The sequence below is a fragment of the Lelliottia sp. RD5 genome (assembly GCF_056032945.1).
Map to the genome: position 1 here is coordinate 212,481 of NZ_JBVYHQ010000001.1, position 16,903 is coordinate 229,383.

12 protein-coding genes, 2 tRNA genes and 1 other RNA gene are annotated in these 16,903 nt (G+C 54.1%); 8 read left to right on the top strand and 7 right to left on the bottom strand.

All coding sequences use genetic code 11. The annotated features are described in order from the left end of the window. Nucleotides 1-77 precede the first annotated feature (77 nt). Nucleotides 78-1,484, top strand: a complete 1,407-nt coding sequence (locus AC0LWE_RS01105) for a YchO/YchP family invasin (protein ID WP_219347689.1) — start codon at nt 78-80, stop codon at nt 1,482-1,484. 2 nt (nt 1,485-1,486) lie between these two features. Here AC0LWE_RS01105 and narL read toward each other — a convergent pair whose 3' ends face one another. Both narL and narX read right to left on the bottom strand, forming a co-directional pair. Further along, nucleotides 1,487-2,137 carry a two-component system response regulator NarL gene (gene narL, locus AC0LWE_RS01110; RefSeq protein WP_012017701.1) on the bottom strand — a complete coding sequence of 217 codons (651 nt, stop codon included), beginning with the start codon at nt 2,135-2,137 and terminating at the stop codon, nt 1,487-1,489. Further along, entirely contained in the window at nt 2,130-3,926 is a 1,797-nt protein-coding gene (gene narX / locus AC0LWE_RS01115; protein WP_202693008.1) for a nitrate/nitrite two-component system sensor histidine kinase NarX, read from the bottom strand. The genes narL and narX overlap by 8 nt, the downstream gene beginning before the upstream one ends. A 310-nt stretch (nt 3,927-4,236) precedes the next feature. Between narX and AC0LWE_RS01120 the strand changes: the two genes are divergently transcribed. From AC0LWE_RS01120 to narI, 5 genes are all read left to right on the top strand, one after another. Then, on the top strand, nt 4,237-5,634 hold the full coding sequence (locus tag AC0LWE_RS01120) for a NarK family nitrate/nitrite MFS transporter (RefSeq protein WP_131487213.1): 1,398 nt from the start codon (nt 4,237-4,239) through the stop codon (nt 5,632-5,634). A gap of 382 nt (nt 5,635-6,016) precedes the next feature. Continuing rightward, nucleotides 6,017-9,760, top strand: a complete 3,744-nt coding sequence (locus AC0LWE_RS01125; protein ID WP_202667856.1) for a nitrate reductase subunit alpha — start codon at nt 6,017-6,019, stop codon at nt 9,758-9,760. Continuing rightward, the gene (gene narH, locus AC0LWE_RS01130; protein ID WP_202666064.1) at nt 9,757-11,292 is read left to right on the top strand and encodes a nitrate reductase subunit beta; all 1,536 of its coding nucleotides are present in this window, start codon (nt 9,757-9,759) and stop codon (nt 11,290-11,292) included. Before AC0LWE_RS01125 ends, narH begins: the two co-directional genes overlap by 4 nt. Beyond that, complete coding sequence (gene narJ, locus AC0LWE_RS01135) at nt 11,289-11,999, top strand: nitrate reductase molybdenum cofactor assembly chaperone (protein WP_202667857.1); 711 nt, start codon at nt 11,289-11,291, stop codon at nt 11,997-11,999. Before narH ends, narJ begins: the two co-directional genes overlap by 4 nt. After that, nucleotides 11,999-12,676 (top strand): respiratory nitrate reductase subunit gamma, encoded by a 678-nt coding sequence (gene narI / locus AC0LWE_RS01140; protein ID WP_202667858.1) that lies wholly within the window; start codon nt 11,999-12,001, stop codon nt 12,674-12,676. The genes narJ and narI overlap by 1 nt, the downstream gene beginning before the upstream one ends. A gap of 182 nt (nt 12,677-12,858) precedes the next feature. Here narI and AC0LWE_RS01145 read toward each other — a convergent pair. From AC0LWE_RS01145 to AC0LWE_RS01165, 5 genes are all read right to left on the bottom strand, one after another. Further along, nucleotides 12,859-12,989: non-coding RNA, RtT sRNA (locus AC0LWE_RS01145), on the bottom strand. A gap of 44 nt (nt 12,990-13,033) precedes the next feature. Beyond that, nucleotides 13,034-13,118: transfer RNA gene (locus tag AC0LWE_RS01150), tRNA-Tyr, on the bottom strand. A 35-nt stretch (nt 13,119-13,153) separates the two neighbouring features. Next, a tRNA-Tyr gene (locus tag AC0LWE_RS01155) sits at nt 13,154-13,238 on the bottom strand. Nucleotides 13,239-13,394: 156 nt separating this feature from the next. Continuing rightward, nucleotides 13,395-14,237, bottom strand: coding sequence for a formyltetrahydrofolate deformylase (purU, locus tag AC0LWE_RS01160; RefSeq protein ID WP_012017694.1), 843 nt, complete (start codon nt 14,235-14,237; stop codon nt 13,395-13,397). 47 nt (nt 14,238-14,284) lie between these two features. Next, entirely contained in the window at nt 14,285-14,743 is a 459-nt protein-coding gene (locus tag AC0LWE_RS01165) for a YchJ family protein (RefSeq protein ID WP_131487217.1), read from the bottom strand. Between the two features lie 115 nt (nt 14,744-14,858). On the opposite strand from AC0LWE_RS01165, the gene rssA reads away from it, so the two are divergent. Then, on the top strand, nt 14,859-15,761 hold the full coding sequence (rssA, locus tag AC0LWE_RS01170) for a patatin-like phospholipase RssA (protein WP_174343279.1): 903 nt from the start codon (nt 14,859-14,861) through the stop codon (nt 15,759-15,761). 92 nt (nt 15,762-15,853) lie between these two features. Continuing rightward, complete coding sequence (gene rssB, locus AC0LWE_RS01175; protein ID WP_174343278.1) at nt 15,854-16,867, top strand: two-component system response regulator RssB; 1,014 nt, start codon at nt 15,854-15,856, stop codon at nt 16,865-16,867. Nucleotides 16,868-16,903 lie beyond the last annotated feature (36 nt).

The following is a 16,903-nucleotide window of genomic DNA, read 5'->3' on the forward strand; positions in this document are numbered from 1 at the left end:
TAAAGCTGCAAACTGTGCCAAACCACGTTATGGTGTAAACTGGTCACACATGAGATCTGGATCACATTTATAATTTGATGGTTGCTGTTTTCCGCGTTCAAAATCTTCTCTTCCTCCTCCTTGTCACGGCCGGAGCCGTTTTCGGTGCGCCAAATTCCTTTATGCAACAGGCGCAGAATCCGTTTGATAACAACGGCGATAGCTTGCCAGATCTCGGGCTCGCTAAACCGACTGGCGAAAGCGAAAAGCATCTTGCCGAAATGGCGAAAGCATTCGGTGAAGCGAGCATGACCGACAACGGCCTGACGACCAGCGAGCAGGCGCGTCAGTTTGCATTTGGCAAAGTGCGTGATGCGGTCAGCGGCGAAGTGAATGAGCAGATTGAATCCTGGCTTTCGCCCTGGGGGAACGCCAGCGTCGATTTACTGGTCGACGAAGAGGGCAAATTTAACGGCAGCAGCGGCAGGTGGTTTATCCCCTGGCAGGATAATAACCGCTATCTGAGCTGGAGCCAGCTGGGCCTTACACAGCAAACGGACGGTCTGGTAAGTAACGCCGGGATTGGCCAGCGCTGGGTGGCGGGAAAATGGCTGCTCGGCTACAACACGTTTTACGACAATCTGCTGGATGAGAATCTGCAAAGAGCCGGACTTGGGGCGGAAGCCTGGGGTGAAAACCTGCGCCTGTCGGCAAATTATTATCAGCCGTTTGCCAGCTGGCGTGACAGCTCGGATCTCCAGGAGCAGCGCATGGCGCGCGGATATGACGTGACGGCCAAAGCCTGGCTGCCTTATTTTCATCATCTGAATACCAGCGTGAGTTTTGAGCAATATTTTGGCGATAACGTCGACCTGTTTCGTAGCGGAACGGGGTATCACAATCCGATAGCGGTTAATTTGGGTCTCGATTATACGCCGGTGCCTTTGCTGACGTTTTCCGCCGCGCATAAGCAGGGCGAAAGCGGGGTGAGCCAAAATAATCTGGGCATGAAGCTCAACTATCGCTTTGGCGTCCCGCTGAAAAAGCAGCTGTCGTCGGATGAAGTGGCGGCAACACGTTCGCTGCGCGGGAGTCGTTACGATCCGGTGGAGCGCACCAGTCTGCCGGTGATGGAGTTCCGCCAGCGTAAAACGCTATCGGTCTATCTGGCCACGCCGCCGTGGGATTTAACGCCGGGGGAAACGGTGGTCCTGAAATTGCAGGTCCGCAGTACCCACGGGGTGCGCCAGCTTCACTGGCAGGGCGATACGCACGCGCTGAGTTTGACCTCGCCTGCGAATGTGAATAGCGATGAGGGATGGAGCGTGATTATGCCCGCCTGGGATGCGAGCGAAGGGGCGACTAACCGCTGGAAACTGTCCGTCGTCGTGGAAGATAAAGATGGGCAGCGTGTCTCTTCCAATGAGATCACGCTCTCTCTGTCGCAACCGCTGGTGGCGTTGCCAGATGACGATGGCGGCTATCAGCTGCTGCCAAATGAGTGAGATTAAAAGATACGATCCTGATGTACCCACACTGCCGCTTCGACGCGTGATTTTAGCTTCATTTTCTTGAGCATATGCTTCACATGCACTTTCACCGTGCTTTCGGTGATATCCAGACGGCGGGCGATCATTTTGTTCGGCAAGCCCTGAGCGATCAGCTTCAGAATATCGCGCTCGCGCGGGGTTAACTGCGTGACGTCGCGGTCAGATGTGGCGCGGTTGGCGCGCAGGCTGGCGGCGAGGACGGGCGTTAGCGCTTCGCTCAGTACCATTTCACCCGCTGCCGCCTGTTGCAGGGCTTTGAGTAAATCTTCCGGTTCCATGTCTTTGAGCAGATAGCCATCGGCCCCGCGTTTCAACGCGGTCACCACGTCTTCTTCATGGTTGGATACGCTAAACACCACGATCCGCCCGGACAGCGATTTTTCACGCAATTTATCCAGCGTTTCCAGACCGTTCATGCCAGGCATATTGAGATCAAGCAGGATCAAATCAGGATCGAGAGATTCGGCAAGTTCAATACCCTGTTCACCGTTGCTGGCTTCACCCACAACGGTAATATCTTCCGCCATGCTGACAAGTTGTCTTACGCCGGTGCGCAGCATCGGATGATCGTCGATTAACAGAATGGTTGCCGGTTCCTGATTAGACATAATTTTCTCCTGGATAAGTGGTTAGAGGCTTTTCGGGTATAAATGTCACCACTACTTCAGTGCCGCCAGACTCACCCCGGCGAACCTGGCAATCTCCGCGCAGGCTTTGCGCTCGGTCTCGCATAATAATTAAACCATAGTGGTTGCTTCTCTCAGCGTTTTCCGGCACGCCGCAGCCGTTATCCTGGACGGTAAGTTTCACCTGATTATTGTGGTGACTTACGGTCACGGTTACTGCCGTCGCGCTGGCGTGCTTGAGCGTATTGCTCAATGCCTCACGGGCGATCTGCAGCAAATGTATGGCCTGATGAGAGGGCACAAAACGCGGGGGTAGCTGATAATCCAGCTTCACCGGGAAGCCTAGCCGGGCACTGAATTCATCGCAACTCGACTCCAGCGCAGGCCGTAGCCCGGGTTCCGTGAGCTGCAGGCGGAAGGTCGTTAACAGCTCGCGGAGCTGCACCCATGAGGTATTCAGCTCGTTGCGGATCTGGCCCAGCAGCTGCTTACTGCTCTCGGGCAGACCGTCATCCTGCATTTGCAGACAGCTGACCTGCATCTTCATGCATGAGAGCGATTGCGCGATCGAATCGTGTAGCTCGCGGGCGATGGTGGCGCGCTCTTCCATCACGATCAGCTGCTGTTGTTTTTCCTGGTGTCTGTCGAGCGCCAGGGTCGCGGTGAGCTGTTCGACCAGCGTGTCGACCAGCTGTTGCTGATCGTGGTTCAAATGGCGACCCGTTGGGAGCGTTGCCAGCAGGATACCGTACTGAGTGTGGCTGTCAGTGAGACGCCATTTCAGCGTTGTACCGCTACTGCTGAGCGGCGGTAAACCGCGCGGGCAGAGATGACAGCCTTTGTCATCGCAGGACATATCGGACTGGCAGGTGAATTCCTGGTGATTTTCTTCGTCTTCAACGTCGTAGACCCGCAGTTCGATATCATGCAAAAGCGTGAGACTTTGCAGGCCGTTGAGCACTGGCGAAAGGCGTTCACAAAGCGGGATTTGCGAATGCAGACGGCGGTTTGCCTGCCACAGGAAAGAGAGAATTTCGTTCTTTTGCTCCAGACCCGCCGTCTTTTCCTGTACGCGCTTTTCCAGCACCGCGTAGCTTTCGGCCAGTTCCCCGGACATAGTGTTTAGCGCCTGACCCAGCATGGCCATTTCGTTGCGTCCGCTAATGTGCGCGCGCTGGGTAAAATCTCTTTCCGTGACGGCCCGTGCGACGGCCAGCAGTTGTTGCCATGGATACAGCAAACGCGCGCGCAGCCAGACGATGGTGAAAATGAGCAGAAGAGCCATAAAAATAGCCATTGCCCGGTGGACCATCACGACGCGTTCAATGCGCATTTCGGTGGAGGAATCGAAGGAGGAAACCAGCGTGTCGATTCGGGCGACAAAACGGGCGACGTCATCGGCAACGGTTTCCGCGCTTTTGGCCTGCTTAAGGCCGGGCTCCAGTTGGCTATGCCAGTAACCCTGCAATGCCTTCAACTGGGCCTGCTGACCATCACGCCGCGCGGCGATCACCAGTTCCGGGCTGAATGCGGTGCGTTCCATGTCGTCCAGCAGGGGTTTGTCTTCCGGCGTAAGCGGGACGGCCGCCAGCAGGCGATAACTCTGCATACGCAGCGATCCTGCCTCGTTGATGGCATGGGCGCTACCCTGTACGCCCTGCACCAGCCAGCCAGAGATCGCCATGCCCGTCACACCCACAGCGGTGGACAGCAATACGATGAGGGCCAACTGATTAACCAGCGTCAGCGGGGAGAAGAGTCGTTTTAACATGGGCTTGCCTTGCTCCGGATTTTGCCTACCTCCAGGAATGGCGCTATTCTGGTGTATACCCTGGAGTATACCCATACCAACAAGGGATTACTCCTAAATTGCCATGTGGGTAATCGTCGGGGGGAGGCGGTGAACTTACGTCGTCAGCATCGTGAAAAACCACACCTTTTTTATCGAAAAACCCTACTCACTTAGGGTAATGACGATTTTTTGCGCGCTAATCTGCCCCCTTTTCCTTTGATTTATATCAACTTACCGCCTGCTTAAAACCCTACAGTTTGCAGCATCATTTTGATAATCAGAGGTGTCTATGAGTCACTCATCCGCCCCCGTAAGGGATACTGGTGCTGTTATTAGCGATTGGCGTCCGGAAGATCCGGTGTTCTGGCAACAGCGCGGGCAACGTATAGCAAGTCGTAATCTGTGGATTTCTGTTCCGTGTTTGTTGTTGGCGTTTTGCGTGTGGATGCTGTTTAGTGCCGTGGCGGTGAACTTACCTAAAGTCGGTTTTAAATTTACGACCGATCAGCTGTTTATGCTGACGGCGTTGCCTGCGTTGTCGGGTGCGCTGCTGCGTGTGCCTTACGCGTTTATGGTGCCGCTGTTTGGTGGCCGTCGCTGGACGGCATTCAGCACCGGCATCATGATCATTCCTTGCGTGTGGCTCGGTTTTGCGGTGCAGGACACCTCTACACCGTTTAGCGTTTTCGTGACCATCGCGCTGTTGTGCGGTTTTGCGGGGGCTAACTTCGCGTCCAGTATGGCGAATATCAGCTTCTTCTTCCCGAAGGCGAAGCAGGGTGGTGCACTCGGTATTAACGGCGGCATGGGTAACATGGGCGTCAGCGTTATGCAGCTGATTGCGCCATTGGCGATCTCTGTCTCCATCTTCGCGGTATTTGGCGGCGGCGGTGCGGAACAACCGGACGGTTCAATGCTGTATCTGCAGAATGCGGCCTGGATCTGGGTACCGTTCCTGGTGGTATTGACCCTGATGGCGTGGTTCTTCATGAACGACCTGTCCGCGTCTAAAGCCTCTCTGAGCGAACAGCTGCCGGTACTGAAGCGCGCGCATCTGTGGATTATGGCGCTGCTCTATCTGGCAACGTTCGGATCGTTTATCGGCTTCTCTGCCGGTTTCGCCATGCTGTCGAAAACCCAGTTCCCGGATGTACAGATCCTGCATTATGCGTTCTTCGGCCCGTTCATTGGTGCCCTGGCACGTTCAACTGGTGGGATGATTTCCGACCGTCTGGGCGGGACGCGCGTTACGCTGGTTAACTTTGTGTTGATGGCTATTTTCTGCGGACTGCTGTTCCTGACGCTGCCAACCCACGGGCAGGGCGGTAATTTTGGCGCGTTCTTCGCCGTGTTTATGGTGCTGTTCCTGACGGCCGGTCTGGGCAGTGCCTCGACCTTCCAGATGATTTCGGTAATTTTCCGTAAGATGACAATGGAGCGTGTGAAAGCGCAGGGTGGCAATGAAGAGCAAGCGATGCGCGAATCTGCAACGGACACGGCGGCTGCGCTGGGCTTCATCTCTGCAATCGGCGCGATCGGCGGCTTCTTTATCCCGAAAGCCTTTGGTATCTCTCTCGATTTGACCGGTTCTCCTGCCGGCGCGATGAAAGTGTTCCTCGTATTCTATATCGCCTGCGTCGTCATTACGTGGTTGGTATACGGCCGTAATACTAAGAAAAATAAGTAAGTTTGATTATCCGTTTGCGCGGCCACAGTGCCGCGCTCTTTTTTGTGCGCTTTTTAGTTACAACATACTGTTGTGGGTTTTACTGCTTAGCCTCATGTAACACTGTGATCGCCATCGCTTTGCAGAAACGCCTACTCCTTAATACCTAAGATGTTAAATAAATCCGTTCTGTTTGTGCGGCAAATAATAAAAAACCTTATAAATCAAATAAATAAAATATCAAATTTTATACCGCTTTAGGGGTATAGCGGAAAACGCTGCGGGTGAGTAACCCCGTCCGCCTTGATCGTTATCAATTCCCGTCATCTTTCATGGCGTTACCTTCGCTGCAAATCAGCAATGTCGATTTAGAGAGCCACAGGCTCCACACAGGAGATACCCGATGAGCAAATTTTTGGACCGGTTTCGCTACTTCAAACAGAAGGGCGAAACGTTTGCCGATGGGCACGGCCAGGTTCTGGAGACAAACCGGGACTGGGAAGATGGATACCGTCAACGTTGGCAGCATGACAAAGTCGTTCGTTCTACACACGGTGTAAACTGCACCGGTTCCTGTAGCTGGAAGATCTTCGTCAAGAATGGCTTAGTGACCTGGGAAATGCAGCAGACCGACTATCCGCGTACGCGTCCGGATATGCCAAACCACGAACCGCGCGGTTGTCCTCGCGGCGCAAGCTATTCCTGGTATCTGTACAGCGCTAACCGCCTGAAATACCCATTGATGCGTAAACGCCTGATGAAAATGTGGCGTGAAGCAAAAATTCAGCACAGCGATCCGGTGGATGCCTGGGCCTCTATTATCGAAGACGCCGACAAAGCGAAAAGCTTCAAGCAAGCACGCGGTCGCGGCGGCTTTGTCCGTTCATCCTGGCAGGAAGTGAACGAGCTGATTGCCGCCTCTAACGTCTATACCGTCAAAACCTACGGCCCGGACCGCGTGGCAGGTTTCTCGCCAATTCCGGCGATGTCGATGGTGTCCTACGCCTCCGGCGCACGTTATCTGTCCCTTATTGGCGGGACCTGTCTGAGCTTCTACGACTGGTACTGCGACTTGCCGCCAGCGTCTCCACAGACCTGGGGCGAACAGACGGACGTTCCTGAATCGGCTGACTGGTACAACTCCAGCTACATCCTTGCCTGGGGTTCAAACGTTCCGCAAACCCGTACGCCTGACGCGCACTTCTTTACCGAAGTCCGTTACAAAGGCACCAAAACCGTCGCCATTACGCCTGACTATGCTGAGATCGCCAAGCTTTGCGATCTGTGGCTGGCACCAAAACAGGGCACCGATTCCGCCATGGCGCTGGCGATGGGCCACGTCATGCTGCGTGAGTTCCACCTCGATAATCCAAGCCAGTACTTTACCGACTACGTGCGTCGCTATACCGACATGCCGATGCTGGTGATGCTCGAAGAGCGCGACGGCTACTATGCAGCCGGCCGTATGCTGCGCGCCGCCGATCTGGTGGATGCGCTGGGCCAGGAAAACAACCCGGAATGGAAAACGGTCGCCTGTAACAACGATGGCGATTTAGTGGCACCGAATGGTTCTATCGGTTTCCGTTGGGGTGAAAAAGGGAAGTGGAACCTGGAGCAACGCAACGCGACTACCGGTGAAGAGACCGATCTGCGTCTGAGCATGCTGGGTAGCCAGGATGATATCGCTGAAGTGGGCTTCCCATACTTTGGTGGCGACGGAACCGAACATTTCAACAAAGTGGCGCTGGAAAATATCCTGCTGCACAAACTGCCGGTTAAGCGTCTGCAACTGGCCGATGGCTCGACTGCGCTGGTCACCACCGTTTACGATCTGACCCTGGCCAACTATGGCCTGGAGCGCGGTCTGAACGATGAAAACTGTGCAACCAGCTACGACGAAATCAAAGCGTACACCCCGGCATGGGCTGAGCAGATCACCGGTGTACCACGCACGCAGATCACCCGCATCGCGCGTGAGTTTGCCGAAAATGCCGATAAGACTCACGGCCGCTCAATGATTATCGTGGGTGCCGGTCTGAACCACTGGTATCACCTCGATATGAACTATCGCGGTCTGATCAATATGCTGGTGTTCTGCGGCTGTATCGGCCAGAGCGGCGGCGGCTGGGCGCACTATGTTGGCCAGGAAAAACTGCGTCCGCAGACCGGCTGGCAGCCGCTGGCGTTTGGCCTTGACTGGCAGCGTCCGGCGCGTCACATGAACAGTACCTCGTACTTCTATAACCACTCCAGCCAGTGGCGTTACGAAACCGTCACAGCGCAGGAACTGCTGTCGCCAATGGCGGATAAGTCGCGCTACACCGGTCATCTGATCGACTTTAACGTGCGTGCCGAACGCATGGGCTGGCTGCCGTCTGCGCCACAGCTGGGAACTAACCCGCTGCGCATTGCGGAAGAAGCGAAAAAAGCGGGCATGTCGCCGGTGGATTACACCGTCAAATCGCTGAAGGACGGCTCGATTCGTTTTGCGGCTGAAGAGCCAGAAAACGGTAAAAACCATCCGCGTAACCTGTTCATCTGGCGCTCGAACCTGCTGGGATCGTCCGGTAAAGGCCATGAGTACATGCTGAAGTATCTGCTCGGTACCGATCACGGTATTCAGGGCAAAGACCTCGGTAAACAGGGCGGCGTGAAGCCAGAAGAAGTCGAGTGGAAAGACAATGGTCTCGACGGCAAGCTGGATCTGGTGGTGACGCTGGACTTCCGTCTGTCCAGTACCTGCCTGTACTCCGATATCGTGCTGCCAACCGCGACCTGGTATGAGAAAGACGACATGAATACCTCGGATATGCATCCGTTTATTCACCCGTTGTCTGCCGCAGTTGACCCGGCATGGGATTCGAAAAGCGACTGGGATATCTATAAAGATATCGCGAAGAAATTCTCTGAAGTGTGTGTCGGTCATCTGGGCGTGGAGACAGATGTTGTGACGCTGCCCATCCAGCACGATTCTGCCGCCGAACTGGCGCAGCCGCTGGACGTGAAGGACTGGAAAAAAGGGGAATGCGACCTGATTCCTGGCAAAACCGCACCGCACATTATTCCGGTTGAACGTGATTATCCGGCGACCTACGAACGCTTTACCTCCATCGGTCCGCTGATGGATAAGATCGGTAACGGCGGGAAAGGGATCGCCTGGAATACCCAGACTGAAATGGATCTGCTGCGTAAGCTCAATTACACCAAAGCGGACGGCCCGGCCAAAGGTCAGCCGATGCTGAACACGGCGATTGATGCAGCAGAAATGATTCTGACGCTGGCACCTGAAACAAACGGCCAGGTGGCGGTGAAAGCCTGGGCTGCACTTAGCGAATTTACCGGACGCGACCATACCCATCTGGCGCTGAATAAAGAAGACGAGAAAATTCGCTTCCGCGATATCCAGGCGCAACCGCGCAAAATCATCTCCAGCCCGACGTGGTCAGGCCTGGAAGATGAGCATGTGTCCTATAACGCCGGTTATACCAACGTTCACGAACTGATCCCATGGCGTACCCTGACGGGCCGTCAGTCGCTGTATCAGGATCATCAGTGGATGCGCGACTTTGGTGAAAGCCTGCTGGTTTACCGTCCGCCGATTGACACCCGTTCGGTAGCCGCAGTCATGGGCGCGAAATCCAACGGTTATCCGGAAAAAGCGCTGAACTTCCTGACGCCGCACCAGAAATGGGGCATTCACTCCACGTACAGCGACAACCTGTTGATGCTGACGCTGGGGCGTGGTGGTCCGATTGTGTGGATGAGCGACGTGGACGCGAAAGAGCTGGGGATTGTGGATAACGACTGGATCGAAGTGTTCAACAGCAACGGTGCGTTGACCGCGCGTGCTGTCGTCAGCCAGCGTGTGCCGGCCGGGATGACCATGATGTATCACGCCCAGGAACGTATCGTGAACCTGCCGGGTTCTGAAATTACCCAGCAGCGCGGCGGCATTCATAACTCGGTAACGCGTATCACGCCTAAACCGACCCATATGATCGGCGGCTATGCGCAGTTGGCGTACAGCTTTAACTACTACGGCACCGTCGGCTCGAACCGCGATGAGTTTGTAGTGGTGCGTAAAATGAAAAATATTGACTGGTTAGACGGTGAAGGTAATGACCAGGTACAGGAGAGCGTAAAATGAAAATTCGTTCACAAGTCGGCATGGTGCTGAACCTCGATAAATGCATCGGCTGTCATACCTGCTCAGTCACCTGTAAAAACGTCTGGACCAGCCGCGAAGGGACGGAGTACGCCTGGTTCAACAACGTTGAGACCAAACCGGGTACAGGCTTCCCGACCGACTGGGAAAACCAGGAAAAATGGAAGGGTGGCTGGATCCGCAAAATCAACGGCAAACTGGTGCCGCGCATGGGTAACAAAGCGCTGCTGCTGGGTAAAATCTTCGCCAACCCGCATCTGCCGGGCATCGATGATTACTACGAACCGTTTGATTTTGACTACCAGAATCTGCATAACGCCGCGGAAGGCAAGCATCAGCCGATTGCCCGTCCGCGCTCGCTGATCACCGGCCAGCGTATGGCGAAGATCGAAAAAGGCCCGAACTGGGAAGACGATCTGGGCGGCGAGTTTGAAAAGCTGTCGAAAGATCAGAACTTCGAAAACATGCAGAAGGCGATGTACGGCCAGTTCGAAAACACCTTCATGATGTATCTGCCGCGTCTGTGCGAGCACTGCCTGAACCCGGCGTGTGTGGCGACGTGCCCGAGCGGCGCTATCTATAAGCGTGAAGAAGATGGCATCGTGCTGATCGACCAGGACAAATGCCGCGGCTGGCGTATGTGCATCACCGGCTGCCCGTACAAAAAAATCTACTTCAACTGGAAGAGCGGCAAATCTGAGAAGTGCATTTTCTGCTATCCGCGTATTGAAGCGGGTATGCCGACCGTTTGCTCAGAAAGCTGCGTAGGCCGTATTCGTTACCTTGGCGTGCTGCTGTATGACGCAGACGCGATTGAGAACGCGGCAAGCACCGAGCATGAAAAAGATCTGTATCAGCGCCAGCTGGACGTGTTCCTCGATCCGAACGATCCGAAAGTGATTGCTCAGGCGCTGGAAGACGGAATTCCGCAAAGTGTGATCGACGCGGCGCAGAAATCGCCGGTGTACAAAATGGCGATGGACTGGAAGCTGGCTCTGCCGTTGCACCCGGAATATCGCACGCTGCCGATGGTCTGGTATGTGCCGCCTTTGTCTCCGATTCAGTCTGCGGCTGATGCGGGTGAACTGGGGAGCAACGGGATTCTGCCGGATGTTGAAAGCCTGCGTATTCCGGTGCAATACCTCGCCAATCTGCTGACGGCAGGCGATACCCAGCCGGTACTGTTGGCGCTGAAACGCATGCTGGCGATGCGTCACTTCAAGCGTGCCGAAACGGTGGATGGCGTGATTGATACCAGTGCGCTGGAAGAGGTGGGTCTGAGCGAAGCACAGGCGCAGGAAATGTACCGCTATCTGGCGATTGCTAACTACGAAGATCGTTTCGTGGTCCCAAGCAGTCACCGTGAGCTGGCGCGTGAAGCCTTCCCGGAAAAAAGCGGCTGTGGATTTACCTTCGGCGACGGTTGCCACGGTTCAGACACCAAATTCAACCTGTTCAACAGCCGTCGTATTGATGCGATGGATGTGACCAGCAAAACGGAGCCGCACCAATGATTGAACTCGTCATTGTTTCGCGTCTGCTTGAGTACCCTGATGCAGCTCTGCAGGAGCATCAGCAGGAACTCTTTGATGCACTCGCGTCATCGGAAACCCTGGATAAAGAGGATGCCCAGAACCTGGGCGTTTTCCTGCGCGATTTGCTCGCGCAGGATCTTCTGGATGCGCAATCTGATTACAGTCAGCTGTTCGATCGTGGCCGCGCCACGTCGCTGCTGTTGTTCGAGCATGTTCACGGTGAATCCCGTGACCGTGGTCAGGCAATGGTTGATCTGATGGCCCAGTATGAGGAGCACGGTCTGCAGATCGACAGTCGCGAACTGCCGGACCATCTGCCGCTGTATCTGGAGTATCTGGCGCAGTTGCCGCAGACAGAGGCGCTGGGCGGTTTACAGGATATCGCGCCGATTCTGGCGTTGCTCAGCGCGCGTCTGCAACAGCGTGAAAGTCGCTATGCGGTGCTGTTTGATCTGCTGGTAAAACTGGCGAATACGGCTATCGACAGCGAAAAAGTGGCGGAGAAAATCGCGGATGAAGCGCGCGATGATACCCCTCAGGCCCTGGATGCGGTATGGGAAGAAGAGCAGGTGAAATTCTTTGCTGACCAGAATTGCGGCGAGTCGGAAATCTCGAATCACCAGCGCCGTTTTGCCGGAGCTGTTGCCCCGCAATATTTGAATATCTCTAACGGAGGACAGCAATAATGCAATTCCTGAATATGTTCTTCTTCGATATCTATCCGTATATCGCGGGTACGGTGTTCCTGGTCGGGAGCTGGCTGCGTTACGACTACGGCCAATATACCTGGCGCGCGGGCTCCAGTCAGATGCTGGATCGCAAAGGGATGAACCTGGCGTCCAACCTGTTCCACATTGGTATTCTCGGCGTGATCGCCGGTCATGCCTTTGGGATGCTGACGCCACACTGGATGTATGAAGCATGGCTGCCGCTGGAAGTGAAACAGAAGATGGCAATGTTTGGCGGCGGCGCTGCGGGCTTAATGTGCCTGATTGGCGGCCTGCTGCTGCTGAAACGTCGCCTCTTTAGTCCTCGCATTCGCGCGACGACGACCACGGCAGATATTCTGGTGATGTCGGTGCTGGTTATCCAGTGTACGTTGGGTCTGCTGACCATTCCGTTCTCTGCACAACATATGGACGGCAGTGAAATGATGAAGCTGGTTGGCTGGGCGCAGTCTGTCGTGACCTTCCACGGTGGCGCATCCGCACACCTCGACGGCGTGGCGTTTATCTTCCGCATGCACCTGGTGTTGGGTATGACGCTGTTCGTGTTGTTCCCGTTCTCACGCCTGGTTCACATCTGGAGTGTGCCGGTCGAATATCTGACACGTAAATATCAGATTGTGCGCGCACGTCGCTAATCATTCTGTGAATGTGTAGAAGAACAAACCCTGCTTCGGCGGGGTTTTTTTATGCCTGGACGTTAGCAAAACGCTTTCTCGCTGCGCTCGAATCGAACCTTGGTCGAAGCTTCTCATCCTTCCCGTAGGGGCAGAATATGCAGCACAGCTGTTCGATTTGATTGTGTTGATATTTGCGAAGAGGGTGGTGGGAGAAGGATGACTGAGCGCGATGCGCTTCGCCCTTCGGGTCGTTGCCTGCGGCAACGCTTTCTCGCTGCGCTCGAATCGAACCTTGGTCGAAGTTTCTCATCCTTCCCGCTGGGGCAGGATATGCAGCGCAGCTGTACGATTTGATTGAGGTGATATTTGCGAAGATGGTGGTGGGGGAAGGATTCGAACCTTCGAAGTCGATGACGGCAGATTTACAGTCTGCTCCCTTTGGCCGCTCGGGAACCCCACCAGGGGTAATTCATATTTTGAAGTTAAGCTGAGAGATGGTGGTGGGGGAAGGATTCGAACCTTCGAAGTCGATGACGGCAGATTTACAGTCTGCTCCCTTTGGCCGCTCGGGAACCCCACCACGGGGTAATGCTTTTACTGGCCTGCTTCCTGTTGGAAGCGGGGCGCATCATATCAAATGACGCGCCCCTGTAAAGCATTCCTTTCTTTAAAATGAATCAGTTGGCTGCTTTTTATTCGTAAAGGTGCAAAGCTAATCAATTCATTTCATGAAGGATTAAAGAATAATCGTTCGGTTGCCGTAAACAAAGACGCGCTGCGCCAGCACCTGATAGAGCGCACGACTCAACACGTTCTTCTCAACGTCGCGACCTGCACGCATCATATCTTCCGCCGTGTAGGTATGATCCACGTGAATGACGTCCTGCATGATGATTGGACCTTCATCCAGATTGTCATTGACGTAGTGGGCGGTGGCACCCACGATCTTCACGCCACGCTCGTACGCCTGGTGATAAGGGCGCGCACCAATAAAGGCAGGCAAGAATGAGTGGTGAATGTTGATAATTTTGTTCGGAAAACGAGAGACAAACGACGGCGTCAGCACGCGCATGTATTTCGCCAGCACAACGTAATCCGGATCGTGCGCTTCAATGGCCTGAGCCATTAGATCGTCGTGTTCTTCTCGCGTGTGGCCTTCATGGCTCACCAGCTCGAACGGAATATCAAAACGTTCAACCAGCGTGCGCAGCGTATCGTGATTGCCGATGACCGCTGCAATCTCCACGTCAAGACCACCGTAGTTGGCTTTCATTAACAGATCGCCCAGGCAATGCGCTTCTTTGGTGACGAGAATCACGACCCGACGACGCCCGGAAGGGGTCAGCTCGCGAACAGAACCTTCTGGCAATGCGCCATCAAGGTCGGCGAGCAGGGTCGTGTCGTTGAAGATCCCTTCCAGCTCGGTGCGCATAAAGAAGCGGCCGGTGCGGTGATCAACAAACTCATTGTTCTGCACGATGTTTAATTCGTGCTTATAGCAAATGTTGGTGATACGAGCGATTAAACCCTTCTGATCAGGGCAAATGGTACGCAGTACTTTGCGTTGTAGTGATTGCATCGCGAGGAAATCCTGTTGAGTGTTTGCGTGTTATTGGTGGTCAGGCATTATTGCCCGCAACACTTTTTAAATTTTTTACCTGAACCGCAAGGGCAGGCGTCATTACGACTAAATTGCGGACGAGTACCATCAATATAGTACCATTGTCCGCCCTCAAGAATGAACCGCGAGCGTTCAATGATGGCACCCGGTTTGTCATGTTCAATGAAACGGGCGACAAAACTGACAAAACCTTCTTTCGCTGTTTGACCCATTGATGTTTCGTAAATCGTGAGACCCTGCCATTGCGTGTTGGCGAATCCCGAAACGATCTCCTGGCGAAAATCAGCGGCCTGGCAGGACGGATGCCAGGTTTTGATCAGATAGTCTGCGTCTTTGATCACAAAAGCTGTGTATCTGGAGCGCATAAGGTGTGACGGGTCCGGAGCAAGCTGGTCGCCAGAAAGATATCGCTGGCAACATAGGCTATACTCGAGGGCGCTACCACAGGGACAGAGTTGAGTCACAATGCTCTTCCTGGAACAATAAAGTAATGGCGTCTTAACGCCTGGGCGGCACTATGTTAACTGAGCGGTAGCGATGATGCTACGCCGGGAATTCAGGGGAAGTGAAGCAGGGCTAATGAGAAAAGTAAAAATAGGTCTGGCGTTAGGCTCAGGCGCAGCGCGAGGCTGGTCACATATTGGCGTGATTAACGCATTAAAACGAATCGGTATTGACGTTGATCTTGTTGCAGGCTGCTCCATTGGTTCGTTGGTCGGAGCCGCCTACGCGTGCGATAAAATGCCAGAGCTGGAATCGTGGGTACGTTCTTTCAGCTACTGGGATGTTTTGCGTCTTATGGATCTCTCGTGGCAGCGGGGCGGACTCCTGCGCGGTGAGCGCGTCTTTAATCGCTTTCGCGAAATCATGCCACTCGATAATTTCAGTCATTGCCAAATGCCGTTCGGCGCAGTGGCAACCAATCTCAGTACGGGCAGAGAGCTCTGGTTCACCGAGGGTGATCTCCACCTTGCCGTGCGCGCGTCGTGCAGTATGCCGGGTTTGATGGCGCCAGTTCCGCATAACGGTTACTGGCTGGTCGATGGGGGTGTCGTCAATCCGGTTCCCATCTCTCTGACGCGGGCGATGGGCGCAGATATCGTGATTGCCGTGGATTTACAGCATGACGCCCATCTGATGCAGCAAGATTTAATGCCCATAAATGTGCAGAGCGAAGAACCGGATATCGATAAACTGGTCTGGCATGAGCGCCTGCGCGAGCGCTTAGGGCGAATGGCCGCACGTAAGACTGTCTCGGCGCCGACGGCGATGGAGATAATGACGACGTCAATCCAGGTGCTTGAAAATCGACTGAAGCGAAATCGCATGGCGGGCGATCCGCCGGACATTCTGATCCAGCCGTTCTGTCCGCAAATTTCCACGCTCGATTTTCATCGCGCCGACGCTGCCATCGCCGCCGGTGCGTTAGCCGTCGAAAAGAAAATAGATGAGTTACTACCTTTGGTGCGCACAACCGTATGAGCACCCGTATTTTGATGACTTCAGCAAATTCTGACAGGCGATAGGCGCAATAGCATGCCACTATTTACCTATTGTCAGGCAGGGGAGAGAACATGACACAGCCATTGACCGGAAAACACATTTTAATAGTTGAAGACGAGCCCGTTTTCCGTTCGCTGTTGGATTCCTGGTTATCCTCTTTAGGCGCGACCACGACACTGGCTACTGATGGCCTGGATGCCCTGGAAAAATTAGCCGATATGACCCCGGATCTGATGATTTGCGATATCGCCATGCCGCGTATGAATGGCCTGAAGCTGGTTGAGCATTTACGCAATGAAGGTGTTCAAACCCCGATCCTGGTTATCTCGGCGACTGAAAACATGGCTGATATCGCGAAAGCGCTGCGCCTCGGCGTACAAGATGTGCTGCTCAAACCCGTTAAAGATCTGAACAGATTGCGCGAAACCGTGTTCGCTTGCCTTTATCCGAATATGTTTAATTCTCGCGTAGAAGAAGAGGAGCGTCTTTTCCAGGACTGGGATGCGTTGGTCAGTAATCCGCATGCCGCCGCGAAATTATTACAAGAGCTTCAGCCGCCTGTTCAGCAAAATATATCCCATTGTCGCGTTAATTACCGTCAGTTGGTTGCCGCCGATCAGCCTGGATTGGTGCTCGATATCGCACCGCTCTCTGATACCGATCTCGCCTTTTATTGCCTGGATGTGACACGGGCCGGTGATAACGGGGTATTAGCAGCATTATTATTGCGGGCACTTTTTAATGGTCTCTTGCAGGAGCAACTCTCTCATCAGGGACAACGGCTTCCTGAATTAGGGACGCTGCTTAAACAAGTTAACCATCTTTTCCGCCAGGCCAATTTACCGGGACAGTTTCCGCTGTTAGTCGGTTATTACCATAGCGAGTTGAAAAACCTTATCCTGGTCTCCGCGGGCCTTAACGCCACGCTTAATACCGGTGAGCATAATATCCAGGTCAGTAATGGCGTGCCGTTAGGCACCATGGGGACGACATATTTGAACCAAATAAGCCATCGCTGTTCATCATGGCAGTGTCAAATTTGGGGCGCAGGCGGGCGTTTGCGCTTAATGTTGTCCACGGAATAAGCAGTTAAATTTTATTCTTCAGATAGCTTTATCTTC

Coding starts and splice junctions, on each gene's coding strand:
- AC0LWE_RS01105 (WP_219347689.1), top strand. CDS start 78: ATGGTTGCTGTTTTCCGCGTTCAAAATCTTCTCTTCCTCCTCCTTGTC.
- narL (WP_012017701.1), bottom strand. CDS start 2,137: ATGTCTAATCAGGAACCGGCAACCATTCTGTTAATCGACGATCATCCG.
- narX (WP_202693008.1), bottom strand. CDS start 3,926: ATGTTAAAACGACTCTTCTCCCCGCTGACGCTGGTTAATCAGTTGGCC.
- AC0LWE_RS01120 (WP_131487213.1), top strand. CDS start 4,237: ATGAGTCACTCATCCGCCCCCGTAAGGGATACTGGTGCTGTTATTAGC.
- AC0LWE_RS01125 (WP_202667856.1), top strand. CDS start 6,017: ATGAGCAAATTTTTGGACCGGTTTCGCTACTTCAAACAGAAGGGCGAA.
- narH (WP_202666064.1), top strand. CDS start 9,757: ATGAAAATTCGTTCACAAGTCGGCATGGTGCTGAACCTCGATAAATGC.
- narJ (WP_202667857.1), top strand. CDS start 11,289: ATGATTGAACTCGTCATTGTTTCGCGTCTGCTTGAGTACCCTGATGCA.
- narI (WP_202667858.1), top strand. CDS start 11,999: ATGCAATTCCTGAATATGTTCTTCTTCGATATCTATCCGTATATCGCG.
- purU (WP_012017694.1), bottom strand. CDS start 14,237: ATGCAATCACTACAACGCAAAGTACTGCGTACCATTTGCCCTGATCAG.
- rssA (WP_174343279.1), top strand. CDS start 14,859: ATGAGAAAAGTAAAAATAGGTCTGGCGTTAGGCTCAGGCGCAGCGCGA.
- rssB (WP_174343278.1), top strand. CDS start 15,854: ATGACACAGCCATTGACCGGAAAACACATTTTAATAGTTGAAGACGAG.